Source organism: Edaphobacter flagellatus (genome assembly GCF_025264665.1).
Classification (GTDB): domain Bacteria; phylum Acidobacteriota; class Terriglobia; order Terriglobales; family Acidobacteriaceae; genus Edaphobacter; species Edaphobacter flagellatus.
This window is the reverse complement of record NZ_CP073697.1, coordinates 1,170,264-1,187,500: the sequence shown is the minus strand read 5'-3', so window position 1 is coordinate 1,187,500 and position 17,237 is coordinate 1,170,264. Positions and strand designations below refer to the sequence as shown.

Here is a 17,237-nt window from a genome sequence, read left to right as displayed (position 1 = left end):
GATGCGATTACTGACACACAATACGTTGCTGAGTGGAGTGAGCTGGATTGTATGGATCGCGCTCGTACTGCCGGTGCATGGGCAGACGAACTCGCAGCCGCAGCCTCAGGCGAGCACCGCGAAAGATGCAGCACAGGGCACGGTGATCGATGCCGTTGTTGCGATCGTGAATGGCGACGTCATTCTTGAAAGCGACGTGGATGAGGAGCGCAGGTTCGAGGCGATTCAGCCGTATCGAGGTTCGATGGCCGAATTTTCGCGCGAACGGGCTATTCAGCGGATCATCGACCGCACGTTGATCTTGCAACAGGCTGCGCTTGAGCCTGATGATTCGGCTGTCAGGGATGAAGAACTCGACAAGCAGCTTCAGACGCTGCGCGGCGATATTCCTGATTGCAAAAAATATCACTGCGAGACAGATGATGGTTGGGCGTCGTTTCTTGCTGCAAATGGTTTCACTGTTCCTGAGTTTCGCAGCCGCTGGCTAAAGAGGATGGAGCTGCTGCGATTGATCGAAGTGCGCTTCCGCAATGGCATCCATATCACCGATGAGGAGATCAAGAATTACTACGAGAAAACGATGTTGCCGGAGTATGCCAAACGGAAGGTGACGCCTCCGAAACTGGAGACGATATCGCAGCGTATTGAAGAGGTGCTGCTGCAGCAGCGTGTGGGCTCTCTGCTGGTTGACTGGCTGAAATCGTTGCGGGCACAGGGCAACGTGTGGGTGATGAGGCCTGGAGAGGTAGCGCCGTGAGCGACGAGCAACAGACGCCAAAACCTCCGGAAGAGAAACGCAGCCTCGAGGAAAGGATCGAGGCGCGACGCGAAAAGATTGAGACCCGGCTGGAGGAGACACGCGACCAGGTCAAGGCTAAGCTGAAGAAGGTCGAGCGCTCGATTGCCGCACGGATTACTCGCGGCACGCTGTGGACGATTGGCGGCATCGTAGCGTTTCTGCTGGTGGTCTTCGGGATCTTCGCGTGGTACACGACGACGGCGGATTTTGAAGGCCGGGTCCGTACGGAGATCGTGGCCGTGCTGGGTGATACAACCGGCGGGCGAGTGGAGTTGAAGCAGGTTCATTTCGATCTGTGGCATCTTGCGGTCGAGGTGGATGGGCTGGTTATTCATGGTTTGGAGGCGGAAGGCGAAGCTCCATATCTCTCGGTGGATCGCGTTCTGCTTCGCGTCAAGATACGCAACTTCTTTTCGCGCGTCGTCAGCAAAGGAGTCGCCTCCTACATTTCATTGAATTACCTGCGCGTGGAGCACCCGCAGTTTCATCTGATCGTGGATAAAGACGGGAAGACGAATCAACCGGTTCCAAAGCATCCGACAAAGAGCAGCGAGCCTGTCACGGATACGCTACTCGACTTGAGGGCGCAGAAGGTTGAGCTCGTGAACGGAGTCGCACTGATCAATCAGCGGTCGATTCCCTTCGATCTGGCGGCGCGCGATCTGGATGCGGAGGTGCACTACCTCTTCCACACGGACCGGTACGCGGCGACGATCGATCTCCGCGATCTGCGTACGCGGTTGGCGAAAGAGCCAGAGGCACAATCGGCGCTGCATCTTGAAGCGGAGTTGGGCAGAGATGAAGCGGTGCTGGAACGCTTCGAACTGCATACCGGCAAATCTTCACAATTGCAGGCGAAGGGTACGCTCAAAAACTTTGCGAATCCGGAATGGCAGGCGAATGCGTCCGGTTTGATTGAGGTGAAGCAGATTGCCGTATTGACGGGCCTCGACACGCTGAAGGCCGGTACGATCGATCTGAATGTGCAGGCACGAAACTGCATTGAAACAACGCCGCAAGAGGTGAAGAAGCCACCTCTATGGCAGCGCATTCGCCCGAAGCTTAAAGGAAAGCCGGATGTGAAGGCTGCCCCTGTGCTCGTGCCTGGCTGCCCGGCGGCGTTTGTTGTTGCTGGTTCTGCAAAGGTGCAGGGAGCGGGCTATCACGATCCATATGTGTCGATCCATGATGTGGAAGCTACAACCAAAATCCATGCGACCCCGGCCGAACTGGAGTTGAGCGAGATGACGGCTGCGCTGCCTGGAGGCGGCACGGTGACGGGCGATCTTCGCATCGAGAGCTGGCTGGGAGCTGCTCCGTCTGAGCCTGCCTCGGTTGCAACAACAGCGAAGAATGTTGCTTCTACGACCAAATCATCCGGATCGAAGGCGCCGGCGTCTGCTCCTGCTAAAAGTGAACCATCGCATGCGTACATCGACGCAATGTTGAACGGAATTCCACTGCGCACCATTATGGATGTGACGGCGGAGCATTATGGCGACCTGGGCTTCGATACAGCCGTTGGCGGACCGGTCAAGGTGGAGTGGGGTGGTTCGAAAAAAGATGTTGCCGATACCGTCGAGGTGGACGGCAATCTCGAACTTCATCCGACGGGTGTTCACCGTAAAGGAGCTTCGTCAGATGTTCCTGTGACGGGTCGCGTGCTGGCGCACTACACGGGCAGCAACGAGACGGTGAAGATTCAACAGATATTGTTCCAGACGCCGAAGTCGACGATCGAAGGCTCCGGAATACTGGGAGTCAACATAGGCGATCCGTTGACTCAACTGCATGTCGACCTCACGGCGCATGATCTTGCTGAGTACAACCAGCTGCTGACGACGCTCGGACTGGAGTCGAACGGAAAGAAGGGCAGTGCGGCTATTCCTGTATCGCTGCATGGCGCGCTGCACTTCACAGGAATGGCGCGTGGAGCGGCGAGAAATCTTGACGTAAAGGGCCATGTGGAGGCTTCGAACATTGAGTTCGCGATGGGTTCGACGGATGCGTTGATTGACTCACTGGTTGCGGATGCGGAGTATTCGCCAAGCAGCGGCATCGCTGTAGCGAACTCGACGATTCATCGCGGCTCGGCAGTGTTGCACGCATCGGGAACGGTTGAGCCCAGGCGGGAGGTTTCGCGCCGCGGAGTCGTCTCGTATGTGTGGGACGATACCCTGAGCATGGATGCGACCGTAGATCTGGCGAATGCGCAGGTACCTGATCTTCTGCAGATTGTCGGTCAACAGCAAAAGATCCCGATAACGGGCACTGTCAGTGCGAACGCGCACGTGACGGGGACGATGGAGAATCTGAATGGCACTGGCCATCTTCAGTTCACCAACGGTGTCGCATACGATGAGCCCTATGAATCGATTTCATCCAATCTTGCAATTCACGGCAAGGCAATTGAGGCAACACAGGTTGTGCTGAAAGCGCACGGTATGCAACTGAGTGGAAATGGTGGCTATGACCTTGCGAGCGAACATCTGCATGGCCACATCGAGGGGCACGATCTGGATCTCGCGAAGTTTGAGGCCGTGAAAAGATCCGGCGTGAATGCAGATGGAAGGCTGACGTTGGTTGCTGACGCCAATGGCACTATCACCGAGCCCGGTCTGCACGCCAATCTAAAGCTCGCCAATGTGGTCTATCAGGGGCAGGCCGTAGGCGAAGCTGTGGCGGAGGCTCATAGCCAGGGCAAGGTAATGTACTTCACTGCCGACTCGACCATTGTCGGCGCCAAAGTTGGACTCAATGGGCAGACGCAGTTGACGGGCAACTATCAAACAGATGCGAAGCTGACGATTGCGGATTTCGATGTGAGTCGTCCGCTTGGCATGTTTGGCCCAGGCAATATCAAGGCGCAATCGTCGATCAGCGGTATCGCGACAGTGAGCGGCCCGCTGAAGAGTCCGAAGGAGCTTGGCGGAGCGGCGGAGTTGAACAACGTCGATGTGAAGCTACAGGGTGTGGAGCTCAAGGCCGCCGAACCATTGCGCATCAGCTTGCGTAGCGGCGTGGCAACGCTGGATCAGGTGCACATCACTGGGCAGGATACGGACATGCGGTTGGGAGGAACGGCCCAGCTCTTCGGCAGTACCGATCCCAAGGGCGGAAAGCTGAATATCAAAGGTAGCGGCAACATCAGTATGGCTGTGTTGCACACTTTCGATCCCGATATTCTCTCAAGCGGCAAGGTCGAATTTACGGTAGCTGCCGGTGGTCAGGTGACCAATCCTGCGTTGAGCGGCAAGGTGCAGTTTGATTCGGTGAATCTCGCGCTGGATGGCGTGCCGAATGGTCTGAGCGATATGAACGGCACGCTGATCTTTACTGATGATCGGCTCCAGGTGCAGTCGTTGACGGCGAAGACGGGCGGTGGCGATCTGAAGATTGGCGGTTCGTTGCGGTTCCGCAACGGCATCTACGCGGACCTGACGGCGACGGGAGAAGCGGTGCGTGTTCGTTTGTATGGTTTGAGCGCGACAGCGAATGCGAATTTAAAACTGCAGGGAACGTCGACGAGTTCGCTGCTGAGCGGCAATATTCTGATCACGCGCTTTGGTGTTGGACAAGACGTGGACTTTGCCGCGTTTGCAGGCTCTGGCAGCACAATCAGCGCGCCGACCGATCCGAATGCTCCTTCGAATAAGGTCCGCCTCGATGTTCGCGTTACCAGCGCGCCGCAGCTTGATTTTCAGAACTCCTACGCGAAGCTGGCTGGCTCGGTTGATCTGAATATTCGCGGCACGATCGCATCGCCATCGATCCTGGGGCGTATTCAGATTACGGATGGTAGTGCAACATTTGCCAACACGAAATACCAGCTTCAGCGTGGAGACATCTACTTCACGAACCCTGTGCGTATTGATCCGACGATCGATATCGATGCAACAGCGCAGGTGGAAAACTATGAAGTCACCGTTGGCCTGCACGGCACGGCGAGCAACTTGAAGCCGACCTATCGCTCGGAACCTCCACTGAGTGAAGCGGATGTTTTTGCGCTGCTTGCACTAGGAAGGACGCAGGAGGAGGCGCAGCTTTACCAGGAGAAGCAGCTTCAGGCAGGGACCGATCCGACGACGAGTGCGCTGCTGGGCGGGGCGCTCAACGCGACAGTCAGCTCGCGTGTGGAGAAGCTGTTTGGTGTTGGCAGTGTAAAGATCGATCCGGCGTTCGTAGGCACGCTGGGTAATTCGTCGGCTCGCATCACGATTCAGGAGCAGATTTCGAAACAGATTACTGCCACGTTTGCGACGAATGTGAATACATCCGCTCAGCAGCTGATCCAGGTGCAGTATGACCTGACGCATAACTCATCGATTGTGGTGACGCGTGACGAATCGGGCGTATTCAGCATCGTATATAAATTGCGACGCCGTTATCGCTAATCGCTGTTCACGCAGCATCGTACGTGTAAGGAACATTTTTGCAGAGCCGGTGTTTGAATTTTTCAGGAGAAACGAGCATGAGCAAGCACGGAAAGATGGTTCATCGAGTATTCGCCTTCGGATTGTTGCTTGGTTTACTGCCTGCCTTCGCTGCGAAGGGGATTGCACAGACGTCAGAAGACTCTCAAATTCAGGCCGATGTTGCGAAAGCTCTGGATAATAAGCGATTTAAGGACGTGAAAGCCGCGGTGCAGAACGGCATGGTGACGCTGACCGGAACCGTCGATCTATACGCGGACAAGGAAGATGCCGACAAGAAGGCGCATCATCGCAAACACGTGAAAGGTGTGCAGAACCAGATTGAGGTTGCTGGCCCGACGATAGATGACGTCACGTTACGCAATAAGCTTGCTGAGAAGTTGACGTACGATCGCGTCGGTTATGGAACGACGGCCTTCAATGCGTTCACCATCGGTGTGCAGAATGGTGTGGTGACGCTGGGTGGCGTGGCTTACGGCCCGATGGATAAAGACTCGGCCATCAGCCTGGTCTCCAACTTCCCTGGAGTGAAGGACGTTGTAGACGACATCGAAGTTGCACCTGTCTCGCCGATGGACGATCGCATTCGTCTGGCGACGGCGAGAGCCGTTTACGGTGCGGCACAGCTGAATAAGTATGCGATCGATCCGGCGAAGCCGATCCGGATTACGGTCGTCAACGGCAACGTGACGCTTTCCGGCGTGGTCGATAATCAGGGCGATAAGGATGTTGCGAACATCCGGGCAAACAGCGTTCCTGGAGTCTTCAAGGTAGTCAATAATCTACAGGTTGCGGGAGCGACGCAGGAGAAGTAACAGCAATTATTTCGGTTATGGCCGCGAGGAGTTCTCTCTTCGCGGCTTTGATCTTTTAAGATGGATGCAGGGCAAGGTTTGTAAGGATGATGGTATGACTTCGTTGTGGAAGAGTACGGCGACGACGCTGGAGATGATCAAGTGGGAGCACTCGATCTTTGCGTTGCCTTTTGCGTTGACGGGAGCGGTGCTGGCAGCGGGAGCGTGGCCTCCGATGCGCGTGCTGGGATGGATTGTGGTTTGCATGGTTGCTGCGCGTTCGGCGGCGATGGCATTCAATCGGCTGGTGGACGCGAAGATCGATGCGGCGAATCCGCGGACGGCAATGCGCGCGCTGCCTGCAGGAACGTTGACGGGAGGCTTTGTCGTTGGCTTTGTGCTGATTTCGTCGGCAGTGTTTGTGCTTGGCGCGGCGATGTTGAACCGTTTGACGTTGATTCTTGCTCCTGTGGCTTTGATCGTGGTGCTGGCTTACAGCTACATGAAGCGGGTAACGCGCTGGTCGCATCTTGTGCTTGGGCTTGCGCTGGGGATTGCGCCTTCGGCCGCATGGATTGCAGTGCGCGGCTCGCTGGATGCTCGCATCGTGGTGCTGACGTTTGCGGTGCTGCTGTGGGTTGGCGGCTTCGATGTGCTGTATGCGTGCCAGGACTTCGAGCATGATCGTAAGGTTGGATTGAACAGCGTTCCTCAGGCTTTCGGGCTTGAAGGTGCTTTCTGGATCGCGCGTGTGATGCATCTCGGCATGCTGGCGATGCTGTGCTGGGTGGTGGTCCTGTTTGGGTTGGGTAAGGTGGCGATGCTGGGCGTCGCGGTGGTTGCGATCTTGCTGCTCTATGAGCATTCGATCATTTCGCCGAAGGACATGCGAAGAATGAATGCTGCGTTCTTTACACTGAATGGCGTGATTTCGGTGCTGTTCTTCGGATTTATTGCGGCAGATGTGCTGATGCGGCGCTAAAAGAAGAGGCCCGCCGATACGGGCGGCGGGCCGTTACTGCATCCAATTGCAAAGGAAAGTTAGCCGCGATTCGTATGCTGATCGCGGAAGGAATCGATTTTTTCGTTGATCTTGTTCTTGATGTTCTGCGCGGTGTCGACGACCTTTTCGCGCGCCTCGTCCAGCTTCTCTTCTGCGTGTTGCTTCATGTCATGCACTTTGGCTTCGGTATCGCTGGAGGTAGCTGCATCCTTTGCCTTTCCCCAGGTCTCTTTCGCGGCGCCTTTGACCTGATCGGCGACGCCTGAGGAAGCGAGCTTCTGGTTGCCGACGGTTTCGCCGACCTTCTGCTTTACGGCACCTGCGACCTGATCGAATTTTCCTTCGAGAGTTTCTTTATTCATAGGGAACTCCAAACTTCGGTTATGCGGTTGAGGGGAGTGCTGCGGCTAGAGAGCCTTTCGGCCAGACAGCAGGTTGAAGATGAGGACAATGAGCGCCAGGACGAGAAGGATATGAATCCATCCGCCGAGCGTGTAGCTGCTGACCAGGCCGAGAACCCAGAGGATGAACAGGATGATGGTGATTGTCCAAAGCATTTGTTTGTGATTGACTCCTGATTCAATAAGTGGACATATGAGTCGCGCTGCGAGATCCCATTCCTGCTTAGCTCTGCGCGGCTTTCGTGTAGATAAGGTGCGGATGTTGGAGTGGAGGTTGCCACCGTTGCGAATAAAATGAATTTTTGGAGCGGAGGCAACTTTTTGCGTATAGCGATTCAGGGTGAAGCGGGTTCCAACAGTCACATGGCGACGGCGGCGATGCTGGGCAACGAGGTTGCGGATCTTCGCATCGTGCCTTGCAACGTTTCGGCCGAGGTGATGTCTCGGCTGATGTCCGGTGATGTTGATGCCGCGGTGCTTCCGATTGAGAACAGTCTGCATGGCTCGGTCGCGGAGCACTACGATCTTCTGCTTGAGCTGGATGTGCGGATCGAGCGCGAGAGCCTGCTGCGGATTCGTCACAACCTGATTGCTGCGCCTGGTGTGGAGCTTGGCGATGTGCGGCACGTGATCTCGCATCCGGTGGCGTTGTCGCAGTGCCGGCGCTTTTTTGCGTCGCACCCGGAGTTTTCGGTGATGCCGTTTTACGATACGGCAGGCTCGGTGAAGCATGTGATGGCGGAAGGGTTAAAGGACACGGCTGGCGTCGCTCCGGAGCTGGCGGCGAAGGAATATGGTGGCAACGTTCTGCTTGCCGGGATCGAAGACAATGCGCAGAACTTTACGCGGTTCCATCTGATCCGGCGGACGATCGATCCTCCGCTGAAGTCGACCGAGCAGGACAACAAGATGAGCCTCGCGTTTGCGATCGAGCACCGTCCGGGGACGCTGGTGGCGGCGCTGGAGCGGCTGGCTCGGGCAGGCGTTGACCTGACGAAGATTGAGTCGCGTCCGGTTCCGGGATCGCCGTGGGAGTATGTCTTCTACGTCGATGTGCGGTTCGATTCACCAGACAGGGCAGAGACAGCGGTGGCGGCACTGACGGAGCACTGCCGGATGGTCAAGGTGCTGGGGCGGTACCGGGCGGCGGCTGAGTAGGCTCCCTCCCCCTCCCCTGTGGAAATCTCCAAGTCGTATGGATTCAGCAATTTACGCGTTTTCAACAGCCTAAAATATTGAATCCGCGACAGTTAAGTCCAAAAATATTGATTTGACAGGAGTTAGCTCATGGGGGAGCTGCGTCCGAGGGGCGATTTCTTTCTTTCTCTGACTTCAGTTCTATTTTAGCAAGCGGAAGAGAACTGATCGGCACTTTCCCTCCAGCTATATTTATTTTGTTTTCATTGCTTTATGGGCGATCAGGAGGCACAGGGGGCTTGACAGGGTGGAAGAGGAGTAGAGTGGGGAATCCACTGCTGATTTGTGGTGGTTTGCCGATGACGGCAGTGGTGGGCGTGGCGTCTGAATGGGTATAGAGGTTCGAGGAATCGGGCCATTCGGGTAGGTTTGCGACTTTGACGACAGTTGCCGCATCTGATATCTGATAATTTGATAGAAGGACACTCAATGGCGAACGACTTCGTAAGTGTGATCAAACCAACAGCAATGAATACCGAGGGTGGCGAAGGTGTGGACAGCCGGCGTCCGGTACCGGTTCTTCCGGTTCGGGACACGGTTTTGTTTCCGCATGCGGTGCTGCCGTTGACGGTCGGGCGCGAGAGCTCGATTCAGCTGATCCAGTCGCTGGGTGAAGAGAAGTCGATCCTGGTGGTGGCGCAGCGGGATGCGCGGCAGGATGCTCCACAGGCGGCCGATCTTTACGCAATAGGAACGCGCGCGACGGTGCATAAGGTCGTGAAGATGCCGAACCAGAGTCTTTTCGTATTTACGGAAGGCAATGAGCGTGTGCATCTGGGCGAGTTTACGCAGCTAACGCCATTTATGACGGCGGAGTATGAGTCGATCGCCGAGACGGAGATGGAGAAGACTCCGGAGACGGAGGCGCTACAGCGGAACGTGGTGAGCCAGTTCCAGCAGATTGTGACTTCGTCGCCGACGTTGTCGGACGATCTGCAGACGATTGCGATCAATATCGAAGAGCCGGGACGGCTGGTCGACTTTATTGCGGCTTCGCTGCCGTTTTTGACGACGACGGACAAGCAGGATCTGCTGGAGACGGCGGATGTGACGAAGCGGCTGGAGCGAATCAACAAGCATCTGGCGAAGGAGATCGAGGTTCAGCAACTGCGGAACAAGATCCAGAGCGAGGTGCAGGACTCCGTACAGCAGTCGCAGCGGGACTACTACCTGCGTGAGCAGTTGAAGGCGATTCAGAAGGAACTGGGCGACGTTGATGAGAGCCAGAAGGACATCACGGAGCTCAAGGAGAAGATTGAAGCGGCCGGGATGCCGGAGGAGACGAAGAAGGATGCTCTGAAGGAGCTTTCGCGTCTGAGCCGGATGAGTCCGATGGCGGCGGATTACAGCCTGACACGGAATTACGTGGAGTGGCTGGCGGTGCTGCCGTGGTCGAAGGGCTCGGCGGGCGAGGTGGACATCAAGAAGGCGAAGGAGATTCTTGATGAGGACCACTACGGGCTGAAGAAGGTGAAGGACCGGATTCTGGATTACCTGTCTGTTCGGCGGTTGAAGCCGGATATGAAGGGGCCGATCCTGTGCTTTGTCGGGCCTCCTGGTGTTGGTAAGACTTCGCTGGGGCGGTCGATTGCGAAGGCGCTGGGGCGTAAGTTCTCGCGTATCTCGCTGGGCGGCATGCATGACGAGGCAGAGATCCGCGGACATCGCCGGACGTATATCGGCGCGCTGCCGGGACAGATTATTCAGCACCTGAAGAGGGTGGAGGTGAATGATCCGGTCTTCATGCTGGATGAGATCGATAAGCTGGGACGCGATTTTCGCGGCGATCCGGCGAGCGCGTTGCTTGAGACGCTGGACCCGGAGCAGAACAATACGTTCCGCGACAACTATCTGGATCAGCCGTTCGATCTGAGCAAGGTGCTGTTTATCTGCACGGCGAACCAGCTGGACACGATTCCGGGGCCGCTGCTGGACCGTATGGAGATCATCGAGCTGACCGGTTATACGGAGGAGGAGAAGGTCAACATTGCGGTGAAGTACCTGGTTCCCCGGCAGGTGAAGGAGAACGGTGTCGATCCGGCGATGCTGGACTTCCCGACGGAAAGTGTGGCGCTGGTCGCGCGGCACTATACGCGTGAGGCCGGTGTTCGCAGGCTGGAGCAGCAGATTGGAACCGTGTGCCGCAAGGTGGCGAGAAAGATTGCCGAGGGCGCGACGGAGAAGATCACGGTGACACCGGAGCTGATCCACGAGTTTCTGGGCGGGATCAAGGTCCGCGTGGATACGGAGATCGCGGAGCGGACGAAGCGTGCGGGCGTGGCGGTTGGCCTGGCATGGACACCGGCGGGCGGCGATGTGCTCTTTATCGAGGCGAACAAGATGAAGGGCAAGGGCGGCTTTACGATCACGGGCCAAATCGGCGATGTGATGAAGGAGAGCATGCAGGCGGCGCTGACCTGGGTGCGCTCGAACGCGGGCAAGTTCGGCCTGGAGGAGGACTTCACGAAGGACACGGATATTCATATCCATGTGCCTGCGGGGGCGATCCCGAAGGATGGGCCTTCGGCCGGCATTACGATGGCGACGGCGCTGGTGAGTCTGTTGACGGACACGCCGGTGCATCCGCTGACGGCGATGACGGGCGAGATTACGCTGAGCGGCAATGTGCTGCCGGTGGGAGGCATCAAGGAGAAGTTCCTTGCGGCGAAACGCGCGGGAGTGCGGGACGTGATTCTTCCACTGGAGTGCAAGACGCAGGTGCAGGAGGATCTGACGCCGGATCAGATTGAAGGCGTAAAGATCCACTATGCGACGCGGATCGAAGAGGTACTTGCGATTGCGCTGCCGACGACGGTGCAGGAGGTTGTGCATGATGAGGCGGTGCGCGATGAGGTGATCCACGCGGCTGTTGTGTAAGCGCGTGGGTGTTTCGGAGGCGGCTTGGGCTTTGGCCTGAGCCGCCTTTTTGTTTCTGCGGGAGAATGTGTTGGATGATGACGATTGGGCACTCTACGCTGGTGATTGAGGCGTTTCTGCGGGCGCTGAAGGAGAATGACGTACGCGTGCTGGTGGATGTGCGGCGGTTTCCGGGGTCGCGGCGTCATCCGCAGTTTTCGCAGGCGGCGTTGTTTGCTTCGCTGGCGCAGGTAGGGATTGAGGGAATCAGTCGCGGTGCGGGATTAGGGGGACGACGGCAGGCGGTTGCGGACAGCGTGAATACAGGGTGGAGGAACGAGAGCTTTCGCGGGTATGCGGATTACATGCAGACGGCGGCGTTCGCAAAGGAGATCGACTGGCTGGTGGGACTGCCGGAGATCGGCAGGACAGCGGTGATGTGCGCGGAGGCGGTGCCGTGGCGATGCCATCGGTCGCTGATCGCCGATGCGGTGCTGGCGCGTGGGTTGGGTGTCGAGGATATTTTTGTGAAGGCGGATGGTGCGAGCGAGCTGAAGCCGCATGCGATGACGGAGTTTGCTCAGGTGCGGGATGGGCGTGTGTGGTATCCGCGAGAGCCGGTGCTGTTCGCCTGATTGCTTGCTATTGCGGAGCGGTGCGGGGAGTGGAGCGAGGTGTGGCGGTGCGAGGAGGGTTATGGGTGCTCTGAATGCGGGCGTCGTAACGCTTCATCTGCTGTGCGACGAGCTCGTTGGTCTTCTGGATGGCCTTCTGCGTGGTGGCGTCGAGCTGGTCCCAGGTTCTGAAGGTGGATGACTGCTGCACGGAGGCGGGGATGATGGTTCCGTCCTGATCGACCATAGCTGCGAAGAGGAGCTGGACGGACTTCTGGCTGAGGTCGACGGTGACCTGGCGAACGCGATAGCCGATGTCGGTGCAGGAGTCCATGTGGGAGGCGTCGCCCTGGCCGAGGGTGACGAAGTTTTCGCGGCAGGCCTGTACGGATTTGTACATCGAATAGATGGACAGGGTGTAGGTGCCCTGGTTCTGGAAGTCGGGATAGTTGCGGGCGAGCCAGTCGGTGGCGGTGACGTCGGGGATGTAGATCTCGACTTTGTCGTCGGAGGAGACGAGGAGCGGAGTTGTCCATTGCTGGGTTTCGTCGAAGACCTGTGTGGGCTTGCCGAAGGGGCCTCGCTGGATGATCTGCTGACCGAAGGCCAGGGAGGGGAAAAGCAGGAGGGTAAACGATGCAATCTGGAGAAATTTAAATGTTCGGCTCGGGCGCAAGTCCATCATGTATATATCTCACTGACGAATATATAAGTGCATTGGGTGGTTGGACGGATGACAAAGAAGATTGCTGCAAAGAAGGTGACCGGGCTACCGCGATCGATGCCGGCGGAGGGAAGAGATCCCAAGGGCGGGCTGACGGATGTGGGCCGGGAGTACTACCGGCTGCGGGATGGCGCGAATCTGAAGCCGGGGGTCAAGGGGCCGGCAGATACTCCGGAGAAGATGCGCCGGAAGGGGTCGTTTCTGGTGCGGATGTTTACGAACCCGAGCGGGCCGATGATAAAGAATGGCAAGCCGACGCGGCTGGCGCTGAGTGCGCATGCGTGGGGCGAGCCGGTTCCGAAGACGATGGAAGAGGCGTATGCTCTGGCGGTTGAAGGGAGGAAGCTGCTGGAGAAGTACAGGCTGGCGAAGAAGGAGCCTTGGGGGAGTTCGAAGAAGACGCGGCAGAACTGAAAGTGGGTAATCGTTTCGATTTGAGAGGAGTCCAAGGGGTGTAGTCGCGTATTCTGCTGGAGATGCGGGTACGAGTGCTTTATTTTGGCGTGTTGAAGGAGAGCCTGGGCCGGGAGAGCGAGCAGGTGGAGCTGGCTGCCGGAGCCCGTGTGGCGGATCTGATGACGAGGTACGGGAGCGCGGATTGGATGCGGTCGATTGCAGTGGCCGTGAACCGTGAATATGCGCGGATGGAGGATGTGCTGCGCGAGGGCGATGAGGTGGCTCTGCTGCCTCCGGTGAGCGGCGGGGTTTCGAATTACCTTCCTGCTGAAGACGTGGCTCTACAGACGAAATGCGGAGGGTCCTCGGCTTCGGTTGGAATGATGCGTGATGGGGTTTGGATGGGCGCGCGATGAGGATTGAGATTGTTGATGAGGTGATCGCCGCCGATGAGATTGTGGCCTCGATGAAGGCCGGTGCGGATGGTGCGGTGTGCGTGTTCGATGGAATTGTTCGGGATAACACGCGCGGGCGGAAGACGCTCCACCTGGACTATGAGGCGTATCGCGAGATGGCGCTGGAGCAGATGAAGTCTCTGGCGGCGGAGGCGGTGGCGAAGTTCGGCGTGCGCAATGTGGCGGTGGTGCATCGGCTGGGGCGGTTGATGGTGGGCGAGTCGAGTGTGCTGATTGTGGTGGCTTCGGCGCACAGGGGGGCGGCGTTCGATGCGTGCCGATGGCTGATCGACACGCTGAAGAAGACGGTGCCGATATGGAAGAAAGAACAGTTTGAGGACGGCGCAGTGTGGGCGGATGGAGAGCCGTTTCCGGAAGAGATAACAGGTGAGCGCGTCAGCGATGCTGCGGGTGGGCGGTTGTGAAGGGAGCGGCTGGAGTTGCGCTGGCGGCGATGCTTCTGATGCAGGCTCCAATTGTGCGGCGGCCTCCGATGAAGCCGGTGCAGCCGGATGCCGATTCGGAGGAGCAACAGCAGCAACCGGTGGACCAGGGGCAGGTGCCGACGATTCGGGTGCAGACACGGCTGGTGAATCTTGCAGTGAATGTGGTGGACCAGACGGGCGCTCCGGTGGGCGGTTTGCAGCAGGATGACTTTGAAGTGCTGGAAGATGGCAAGGTGCAGAAGATCGCCTACTTCGAGCGGGAGTCGTCGACGCCGCTGTCGATTGTGCTGGCGATCGATGCGAGCGAGAGCGTGCTGACGGACGAGCGGCTGGAGAAGATGGCCGCGAAGAAGTTTGTGAATGCGCTGCTGCGCGATCAGGATGAGCTGGACCTGATGGACTTCTCGGACACAGTGCGGGAGATCGTGCCGTTTACGAACCAGAAGAAGAGGATTGAAGCAGGGCTGAACGGGATACAACGAGGCGCGGAGACAGCGCTGTATGACGCGATCTATCTGGCTTCGGACAGGTTGTCGCAGACGAAGACGGACGCCGGACGCAGGCGTGTGCTGGTGCTGATTACGGACGGCGGGGATACGGCGAAGCGGTCGCGGTATGCGCAGGCGTTGGAGGCGGCGCAACGGGCGGGCGCGATGATCTACTCGATCATCATTGTGCCGATATGGGCGGACGCGGGCAGGAATACGGGCGGCGAGCATGCGCTGGTGCAGATGTCGAACGATACGGGTGGGAAGTATTTCTACGTCGAGGACAAGAAGGACCTGGAGCCGGCGTTTGCGCGGGTTTCGGACGATCTGCGGACGCAGTATGTGATTGGGTATTACGCTCCGCAGAAGAGCAGAGATACGTCGTTTCGTTCGGTGAAGGTGCGGATGAAGGACCCGGAGCTGCGCGGGAAGTATGAAGTGCGGCATCGAAATGGGTACTACGCGGATGGGCGGTAGGAGCTCGTGCTGCATTTTGCAGGCAATGCAGTTCTGCGACTACGTGGCTTCGCCACTTGGCTCAGGATGACAGAGTTTAGAGTGGATGCAGGGGGATTGCGTGAGCCAGTTTGAGTTTGCAGGTATTGCCGAGGGGATTGCGCGTGAGGCGGGAGCTCTGCTGAAGAGTTACTACGAGCGGGGCGTGAAGGCCGAGTATAAGGGCGACGTCGATCTGGTGACGGAGGCGGATAAGGCTAGCGAAAAGCTGATCCGCGAGCGACTGCGAGTGGCGTTTCCTACGCATGGCATCTATGGCGAGGAAGGCACGCGCGACAGGCTGGAGAGCGAGTATCGCTGGTATGTCGACCCGCTGGATGGAACGACGAACTTCGCGCATGGGTTTCCGGCGTTCTGTGTGCTGCTGGGGTTGGAGCGACGCAGGGCCGGCCTGTCAGCGGATGAGGACGGCGAGATGGTGGCGGGTGTGACGTACGATCCGCTGCGCGATGAGATGTTTGTGGCGGAGAAGGGCAAAGGAGCCTGGTTGAACGGGCGACAGATTCATGTGTCGAAGGTGAAGACGCTGCAGGAGTCGCTGACGGCGACGGGGTTTCCGAGCCAGAAGCGGCATAACAGCCCAAATATCCACTTCTACCAGCAGATCACGCTGCGATCGCATGGAGTGCGGCGGGCGGGTTCGGCGGGGCTGGATCTGGCGTATGTGGCGTGCGGACGGCTGGATGGGTTCTGGGAGTTTAATCTGAATCCGTGGGATACGTCGTCGGGGATTTTGCTGGTGCAGGAGGCGGGCGGTTCGGTGACGCACTTTGATGGGAGTCCGATGACGCTGGATAGCCGCGAGGTGCTGGCGACGAATGGACTGGTAAAGGGCGAGATGGTGCACATCTTTACGGAGCTGTTTGCGGGGCGCGAGCTGGAGCCGATCCCGACTCCTGCGGAGTTTGCGGCTAGGCGGGCAGCGGCGGGGCGATAGATGGCAATCGTTTCCTATTGGCGACGAACCCCGTCCTGGCAGCGTATTTCGCTGTTTGTCGTAATAGCGTTGCTAATTTTTTTAATATGTTGCGCGATAGGCTTTAGTGAGGATTGCCGATCGGGGCAACAGGATGGTCAATGCGGTCTTGCAACATTTATTGGAGTATTGAATGGGTTAGCCGCGGGTGGAACGTTTTTGGTTATCTCATTGATCTTTGTCTCAGTGGATCGTTACAGAGAGCGCAAGCGACTTGAACAACAGAAGTAGGTCCTAAAAGGTCGTATTTACAGGGGATTTTGATTTGCAGTGAAGCGGAATTTTGCTGCTAAAATCTTCTCAAGCCCCACAACTGAAGAGAAGTTTCAGCGGCGGCACAAGATCAAGGGAGATTACCAGAATGGCTTATGTAATTGCGGAACCGTGCATCGGGACAAAGGACACAGCATGTGTTGATGCCTGCCCGGTGGACTGTATCCACCCGAAGAAGGATGAGGCGGGCCACGCAGATAGCGCACAGCTCTTCATCGATCCGGTGGAGTGCATCGACTGCGGCGCGTGTGTGCCGGTTTGCCCCGTTTCGGCGATTTACGCCGGTGACGACCTTCCGGAGAAGTGGGCAGACTTCCAGCAGAAGGCCGCCGATCACTACGGCCGGTAATTCTGGTTTGAGATAAAAACGCGCGGCCCTGGGGCTGCGCGTTTTTGCGTTTGGAGAGACGATGAAGAGCCTGGCTTCGGAGAAGGTGGTGCTGGAGACGCGTGAGCGCCTGTTGCGGATGCAGGCGGGGGACTGCGCGTTATGGGGGAGAATGACGGCTCCGCAGATGGTGCGGCATCTGACGTATGCGTACGAGGTAGCTCTGGGGGACAGGGTGGTGTTGCCGGTGAAGATGAAGGGGCTGCCGGAGGGCATGGTGAAGTGGATTGCGTTGCGCTCGGGGCTGCCGTGGAAGAAAAACCTGCAGACGACACCTGAGCTTGTGACGGCGGTCGAGGAGGAGACAACTGCGTCGTTTGAAGAGCTGGTAGGTGCGGCGATAGCGACCATGGAATCCGTTGCAGAGGGGACGCGATGGCAGGAGAGTCATCCGATCTTCGGAGAGATGACGGCGCAGGACTGGATGCGGTGGGGGTATCTGCATGCGGACCATCATCTGCGGCAGTTTGGCCGGTAG

Annotated in this window: 17 protein-coding genes; 14 read left to right on the top strand and 3 right to left on the bottom strand. The window is 57.8% G+C overall.

Going from position 1 to position 17,237, the window contains the following annotated elements; translation table 11 throughout:
* The first annotated feature begins 1 nt into the window (after position 1).
* From KFE13_RS04865 to KFE13_RS04850, 4 genes are all read left to right on the top strand, one after another.
* Positions 2-757 carry a peptidylprolyl isomerase gene (locus KFE13_RS04865; protein WP_260706049.1) on the top strand — a complete coding sequence of 252 codons (756 nt, stop codon included), beginning with the start codon at positions 2-4 and terminating at the stop codon, positions 755-757.
* The gene (locus KFE13_RS04860; RefSeq protein WP_260706048.1) at positions 754-5,193 is read left to right on the top strand and encodes a translocation/assembly module TamB domain-containing protein; all 4,440 of its coding nucleotides are present in this window, start codon (positions 754-756) and stop codon (positions 5,191-5,193) included. The genes KFE13_RS04865 and KFE13_RS04860 overlap by 4 nt, the downstream gene beginning before the upstream one ends.
* 77 nt (positions 5,194-5,270) lie before the next feature.
* On the top strand, positions 5,271-6,047 hold the full coding sequence (locus KFE13_RS04855; protein ID WP_260706047.1) for a BON domain-containing protein: 777 nt from the start codon (positions 5,271-5,273) through the stop codon (positions 6,045-6,047).
* 94 nt (positions 6,048-6,141) lie between these two features.
* The gene (locus KFE13_RS04850) at positions 6,142-7,008 is read left to right on the top strand and encodes a UbiA-like polyprenyltransferase (protein ID WP_260706046.1); all 867 of its coding nucleotides are present in this window, start codon (positions 6,142-6,144) and stop codon (positions 7,006-7,008) included.
* A gap of 59 nt (positions 7,009-7,067) precedes the next feature.
* Here the strand turns inward: KFE13_RS04850 and KFE13_RS04845 are convergent, their stop codons facing one another.
* The gene (locus KFE13_RS04845) at positions 7,068-7,391 is read right to left on the bottom strand and encodes a CsbD family protein (protein WP_260706045.1); all 324 of its coding nucleotides are present in this window, start codon (positions 7,389-7,391) and stop codon (positions 7,068-7,070) included.
* Positions 7,392-7,436: 45 nt separating this feature from the next.
* Positions 7,437-7,586, bottom strand: a complete 150-nt coding sequence (locus KFE13_RS04840; protein WP_260706044.1) for a lmo0937 family membrane protein — start codon at positions 7,584-7,586, stop codon at positions 7,437-7,439.
* Between the two features lie 165 nt (positions 7,587-7,751).
* On the opposite strand from KFE13_RS04840, the gene pheA reads away from it, so the two are divergent.
* From pheA to KFE13_RS04825, 3 genes are all read left to right on the top strand, one after another.
* Positions 7,752-8,588, top strand: a complete 837-nt coding sequence (gene pheA, locus KFE13_RS04835; RefSeq protein ID WP_260706043.1) for a prephenate dehydratase — start codon at positions 7,752-7,754, stop codon at positions 8,586-8,588.
* A gap of 468 nt (positions 8,589-9,056) precedes the next feature.
* Entirely contained in the window at positions 9,057-11,504 is a 2,448-nt protein-coding gene (gene lon / locus KFE13_RS04830) for an endopeptidase La (protein WP_260706042.1), read from the top strand.
* 74 nt (positions 11,505-11,578) lie between these two features.
* A complete protein-coding gene (locus KFE13_RS04825; protein WP_260706041.1) occupies positions 11,579-12,118 on the top strand; it encodes a DUF488 domain-containing protein in 540 nt (179 codons plus the stop codon).
* Positions 12,119-12,125: 7 nt separating this feature from the next.
* Here the strand turns inward: KFE13_RS04825 and KFE13_RS04820 are convergent, their stop codons facing one another.
* A complete protein-coding gene (locus KFE13_RS04820) occupies positions 12,126-12,782 on the bottom strand; it encodes a hypothetical protein (RefSeq protein ID WP_260706040.1) in 657 nt (218 codons plus the stop codon).
* Positions 12,783-12,830: 48 nt separating this feature from the next.
* On the opposite strand from KFE13_RS04820, the gene KFE13_RS04815 reads away from it, so the two are divergent.
* The 7 genes from KFE13_RS04815 to KFE13_RS04785 all read left to right on the top strand — a co-directional run bounded on the left by KFE13_RS04815 (position 12,831) and on the right by KFE13_RS04785 (position 17,237).
* The gene (locus tag KFE13_RS04815) at positions 12,831-13,235 is read left to right on the top strand and encodes a DUF6321 domain-containing protein (protein WP_260706039.1); all 405 of its coding nucleotides are present in this window, start codon (positions 12,831-12,833) and stop codon (positions 13,233-13,235) included.
* A gap of 62 nt (positions 13,236-13,297) precedes the next feature.
* Positions 13,298-13,633, top strand: coding sequence for a MoaD/ThiS family protein (locus KFE13_RS04810; RefSeq protein ID WP_260706038.1), 336 nt, complete (start codon positions 13,298-13,300; stop codon positions 13,631-13,633).
* Positions 13,630-14,097, top strand: a complete 468-nt coding sequence (locus KFE13_RS04805; protein WP_260706037.1) for a molybdenum cofactor biosynthesis protein MoaE — start codon at positions 13,630-13,632, stop codon at positions 14,095-14,097. The genes KFE13_RS04810 and KFE13_RS04805 overlap by 4 nt, the downstream gene beginning before the upstream one ends.
* A complete protein-coding gene (locus tag KFE13_RS04800; RefSeq protein WP_260706036.1) occupies positions 14,094-15,083 on the top strand; it encodes a VWA domain-containing protein in 990 nt (329 codons plus the stop codon). Before KFE13_RS04805 ends, KFE13_RS04800 begins: the two co-directional genes overlap by 4 nt.
* A gap of 100 nt (positions 15,084-15,183) precedes the next feature.
* Entirely contained in the window at positions 15,184-16,059 is an 876-nt protein-coding gene (locus tag KFE13_RS04795; RefSeq protein WP_260706035.1) for an inositol monophosphatase family protein, read from the top strand.
* 400 nt (positions 16,060-16,459) lie between these two features.
* On the top strand, positions 16,460-16,720 hold the full coding sequence (locus KFE13_RS04790; RefSeq protein ID WP_260706034.1) for a 4Fe-4S dicluster domain-containing protein: 261 nt from the start codon (positions 16,460-16,462) through the stop codon (positions 16,718-16,720).
* Between the two features lie 61 nt (positions 16,721-16,781).
* Complete coding sequence (locus KFE13_RS04785) at positions 16,782-17,237, top strand: DUF1569 domain-containing protein (RefSeq protein ID WP_260706033.1); 456 nt, start codon at positions 16,782-16,784, stop codon at positions 17,235-17,237.

Bases quoted from the DNA above. Each gene is read 5' to 3' on its own strand.
- KFE13_RS04825 (WP_260706041.1), top strand. From the start codon at position 11,579: ATGATGACGATTGGGCACTCTACGCTGGTGATTGAGGCGTTTCTGCGG.
- KFE13_RS04855 (WP_260706047.1), top strand. From the start codon at position 5,271: ATGAGCAAGCACGGAAAGATGGTTCATCGAGTATTCGCCTTCGGATTG.
- KFE13_RS04815 (WP_260706039.1), top strand. From the start codon at position 12,831: ATGACAAAGAAGATTGCTGCAAAGAAGGTGACCGGGCTACCGCGATCG.
- KFE13_RS04820 (WP_260706040.1), bottom strand. From the start codon at position 12,782: ATGATGGACTTGCGCCCGAGCCGAACATTTAAATTTCTCCAGATTGCA.
- KFE13_RS04865 (WP_260706049.1), top strand. From the start codon at position 2: ATGCGATTACTGACACACAATACGTTGCTGAGTGGAGTGAGCTGGATT.
- KFE13_RS04845 (WP_260706045.1), bottom strand. From the start codon at position 7,391: ATGAATAAAGAAACTCTCGAAGGAAAATTCGATCAGGTCGCAGGTGCC.
- KFE13_RS04785 (WP_260706033.1), top strand. From the start codon at position 16,782: ATGAAGAGCCTGGCTTCGGAGAAGGTGGTGCTGGAGACGCGTGAGCGC.
- KFE13_RS04790 (WP_260706034.1), top strand. From the start codon at position 16,460: ATGGCTTATGTAATTGCGGAACCGTGCATCGGGACAAAGGACACAGCA.
- KFE13_RS04805 (WP_260706037.1), top strand. From the start codon at position 13,630: ATGAGGATTGAGATTGTTGATGAGGTGATCGCCGCCGATGAGATTGTG.
- KFE13_RS04850 (WP_260706046.1), top strand. From the start codon at position 6,142: ATGACTTCGTTGTGGAAGAGTACGGCGACGACGCTGGAGATGATCAAG.
- KFE13_RS04810 (WP_260706038.1), top strand. From the start codon at position 13,298: ATGCGGGTACGAGTGCTTTATTTTGGCGTGTTGAAGGAGAGCCTGGGC.
- lon (WP_260706042.1), top strand. From the start codon at position 9,057: ATGGCGAACGACTTCGTAAGTGTGATCAAACCAACAGCAATGAATACC.
- KFE13_RS04840 (WP_260706044.1), bottom strand. From the start codon at position 7,586: ATGCTTTGGACAATCACCATCATCCTGTTCATCCTCTGGGTTCTCGGC.